At 60.0% G+C, this 4,075-nt stretch carries 4 protein-coding genes; 3 read left to right on the forward strand and 1 reads right to left on the reverse strand.

The features are described 5' to 3' along the window. A partial coding sequence (locus tag ACY69P_RS14810) for an HD domain-containing protein (protein WP_462328029.1) occupies positions 1-1,172 on the reverse strand: 1,172 nt, incomplete at its 3' end. Positions 1,173-1,417: 245 nt separating this feature from the next. Here ACY69P_RS14810 and rplM point away from each other — a divergent pair. The 3 genes from rplM to ACY69P_RS14825 all read left to right on the forward strand — a co-directional run bounded on the left by rplM (position 1,418) and on the right by ACY69P_RS14825 (position 3,642). After that, positions 1,418-1,846 (forward strand): 50S ribosomal protein L13, encoded by a 429-nt coding sequence (gene rplM / locus ACY69P_RS14815; protein ID WP_404844238.1) that lies wholly within the window; start codon positions 1,418-1,420, stop codon positions 1,844-1,846. Positions 1,847-1,873: 27 nt separating this feature from the next. Then, positions 1,874-2,269 carry a 30S ribosomal protein S9 gene (rpsI, locus tag ACY69P_RS14820; protein WP_404844237.1) on the forward strand — a complete coding sequence of 132 codons (396 nt, stop codon included), beginning with the start codon at positions 1,874-1,876 and terminating at the stop codon, positions 2,267-2,269. 107 nt (positions 2,270-2,376) lie between these two features. Then, positions 2,377-3,642: a radical SAM protein gene (locus ACY69P_RS14825; RefSeq protein WP_462328030.1), complete on the forward strand. Its 1,266-nt coding sequence runs from the start codon at positions 2,377-2,379 to the stop codon at positions 3,640-3,642. Positions 3,643-4,075: the final 433 nt, after the last annotated feature.

The raw sequence follows: 4,075 nt of genomic DNA on the forward strand, positions 1-4,075 counted from the left end.
GTAATGCCGTTTCGCACGGCGGTGTAGGCTTCCACAAAGGCCGCAAGGTGGTCGCAGACCTTGATCATTTCGCCGTCTTTGGGGTCAAAGGCCGCGCTATCGTACTGGTGGGCCAATTCCTCGCGCGTAACGTTCACGGGTTTGCCGCCCACCCACGCCGTGGCGGTGAATTCCGAGCCGGTCTTGATGCCAAGGTAGTATTCCAGCCGCTCCGCAATATCGCTGTAGTCCCCACTGCGCAGACGGGCAAACACGCGGCGCTCCAGCTCGCTGTCCTCATACTCCTTGATGAGGTCGGCAAGGGGCTCCACGGACTGCTTCACCGGCGAGATGATATCGCGGGTGAGCACCTCGGGCAGGTCGTGATAGAGGGCGGCAAAGAAATTGTTCACCCGCTGGGCGCGCCCGGCATCGGAGGCGATGCTGAAAAAGTAGGAATACGCCGCCACGGTAAACAGGTGCCCCAGCACCGAGGTTTCGGGGATGCGCGGGGTCTGCGACCATCTGGTCTGAAAGCGCAGCTGCCCGCACAGGTGGGCAAAATGGGACAGGGTGGGCTTTGTTGCATCCGGCGACTCGCCGTTCAACCCCAAGCCCTGACTCAATTCGCTGACGCCTTCAAGATCGCTCAGCGCCTCAAGCTTTTGGGCAAAGTTCTCGTCAATCTCCGCCTTTTCCTCATCCCACGTACCCAGCCCGCGGATAAGGCCAAACTCCCAGCTGGATGCATAAAGATGCGCGGCCTCAAGGATGCGGTCGGCCAGGTCCTGCCCGTCGCGCTCCGTGGTCAGGCGGGTTTCAAGGCGCTTCCAAAACGAGCCGCCAAGGGGCTGAAGGCGCGGGGAAAGCTGCTCCAGCACCCACAGGGACAGCTGGCGGTAGTGCTCCGGATTCGCCTTAATCTTGTAGAAGACGGGCGGCTTGATATCGGTTATGACAAGGCGGTAGAGGTAATCGATCAATCCGCCCTCGATAACGCGCAGGCCAAGGGCTATGCGCTTCTCCTGCGGCATATTCCGGGAGTTGAGGACGTACAGCACCCACGCCACCATCATCTTGTGCCCCTGCTTATCCAGCTCGCACAGGTTCATGGGGCGGAGCTTGTCGTTCCAGCGCTTCATGTATGCGCCGGAGAACACGAACTGCAAAAGACTCTTGCGAATGCTTGGCATAATCCCTCCAAAGGGGGTTGTAGACGCGGGAAAGAAGACGATACGTCGCCCGAAAACAAAGCTCAAGCGCCGGAATCGTTGAATTTTCACTTTTTTGCCGTGGGGGCTTTTCAAACGGAGGGGTTTCAGTTACCTTGTCCGTCCCGTTACAATTTTCGTCGCGCTGTCGGTGCATTTCTCGTCCGGCAGTGATATAGAACGACATATGGCACTTCGTTCCAGCACGAGCGAGGAGAGATTTTACAATGAAAACGTACAGCCCCAAGCCTGAGGAAGTCACCAACGACTGGTTCGTTGTGGACGCCGAAGACAAAATCCTTGGCCGTCTCGCCACCGAGATTGCCACCCGCCTGCGTGGTAAGCACAAGCCCGAGTTTGCGCCTCACGTAGATTGCGGTGATTTCATCGTTGTGGTCAATGCCGAGAAGATCAAGGTGACCGGTCACAAGCTGGACCAGAAGATGTACTACCGTCACACTGGCTACCCGGGCGGCATCCGCGAGGCCAACCTCCGGACCATGCTGGAAACCAAGCCTGAGGACGTCATCATCAAGGCTGTTCGCGGCATGCTGCCGAAGAACCGTCTCGGTCGTCAGATCCTCAAAAAGCTCAAGGTCTACACTGGTTCTGAGCATCCCCACGCCTCTCAGCAGCCCAAGCCCCTGGACGTTTAGTCCGGTACAGTGAGGGAGAAATACATTATGAGCAACGAATTTTTCTACGGTACCGGTAAAAGGAAGACCTCCGTCGCCCGCACCCGTCTTTACGACAACGGCAGCGGCCAGATTGTGGTCAATGGACGTCCTTACGAGGACTTCTTCCCCCGCGCCACCCTGCAGATGATCATCCGCCAGCCCCTGAACCTGACCAAAACGATCGGCAAGTTCGACGTTAAGGTCAACGTTTCTGGTGGCGGTCAGGCTGGTCAGGCACAGGCCGTCCGCCACGGCATCGCCCGTGCGCTGATGGAGTTCGATCCCGAACTCCGCGGCCCGCTCAAGAAAGCTGGTCTTATCACCCGCGACGCTCGCGTCAAGGAACGTAAGAAGTACGGCCAGCGCGGTGCACGTGCCAACTTCCAGTTCTCCAAGCGCTAAGATTTTCTTACGCTTCGATTGCTGCTATGAGGGCGAATTCGCTATGGCGAATTCGCCCTTTTTCACGGGCTTTGGCCCACACACAACTTTTTGAGGTGCAGTAGCCCATGGCTTCAAGCAAAGTGCGGCCGCGTCTGCTCTTCGCCGACGAATCCGGCCAGATATACGACCATCCCGGCCTGCTCATGATGACCCGCCGCGGTGACGAGTTCGCCCTGCCCCGCCCGGATGAACTCACCCCCCTGCCCAAGGGCAGCGACGTTTTCCTTCTGCCCGGACGCAGCGCCGTCGGCTTTGACGAAGAAACCGGCGAAGCCATCTGTCTGGACGAAAACGCCGTGGCGGCTTTTGTCTGCCCGGCCTACACCATCACAGGCGTGTCCTCCTACGTCACACAGGACGATGCCCCCATCCTGCCGCTGGTGGCCTACGCCGCCGTAGGCTACGCCAACGGACGCTTTTGGGTGGCCGCCAAGAAAGTGGACGAGGATATGCGGCAGGTCTTTTCCGGCATCCCGGACGAGCGCATCGAAAAGGGCGCGCAAAAGCTCCTGAAAAAATATCCGGACAACCGCCTGATGGGGCATCTGGCCCGGTGCGCGCTGACATTTGGCTGCCCGGCGGCCAAGAACCTCGCCCTTGGGCGCTTTGAAGCGCCGCTGCCCACCTCCCAGACCTGCAACGCCCGCTGCGTTGGCTGTATTTCCCACCAGCCCGAGGATTCCGGCTTCTGCTCGCCGCAAAACCGCATCTCCTTCCGCCCCAAGCCGCAGGAAGTGGTGGAAGTCATGCTGGAGCACAACAGCCGCGAGAAAAAGCGCCCGGTCTACTCCTTCGGGCAGGGCTGCGAGGGCGAACCCCTCACGGAAGCCCGCCTGATTGAGGATTCCATCCGCGCCTTCCGCAAGGCTGGCGGCACAGGCACGGTGAACATCAACACCAACGCCAGCCGCCCCGAGACCATGGAGCCGCTGGCCAAGGCCGGACTCAACTCCATCCGCGTGTCCATGAACAGCGCCAACCCCGGCCTCTACAACGCCTACTACCGCCCCGCAGGCTACGAAGGGCTGGAGCAGGTGAAGGAGACCATCCGCGAGGCCAAAAAGAACGGCCTGTTCGTCTCCCTGAACTACCTCTTCTTCCCCGGCGTCAACGACACCGAGGGCGAACTCGGCATGCTGCAGGACTTCGTGACCGACCTCAAGGTGGACTTCATCCAGCTGCGCAATCTTAATCTGGACCCCGAGCTCTACCTCGACATCGCCCTGCCTTACGCCCCCGGCGCAAACATGGGCTTTAAGCATTTCAAAAAGCGGCTGAAAAAGGCCGCCCCGTGGCTGAACTTCGGCTACTTCAATCCGTTCCTCGGCTAAGCCGCAGGCGGACACACCACGCGTAAAAAACGGGCGGCATCCACTGGATGCCGCCCGTTCTTCGTTGCAGAACGACTCATACTCCGCCCTACCTCTTCTGCACCTGCCCTGCCACGCTGAATTCCACCCACGCAGCAGCCAGCCTCTGCACGCCGAAAAGCGGCCGCCCCCTGCTACGCTTTGCAGTCGCCTGACAACTACGCTGAGCAGGAACCAGTCCTTGCACATCACTGTGCCTGTGGCCCCCGCGCATCAGCCGTGTACGCCCCTGCGGCACTCATGCAGTGCGCCCTGCGCATCACGGCTCCGCACGCAACACCGCAGAGGCAAAACGCCACGCACCAGACGCAAAAAAGCCCTTGCTCCAGAGGAGCAAGGGCTAGACTTGCGGTGTGTGGCAGGCCAGGAGGGATTCGAACCCCCAACATGCGGT

The sequence above is a fragment of the Desulfobaculum sp. genome (genome assembly GCF_054921475.1).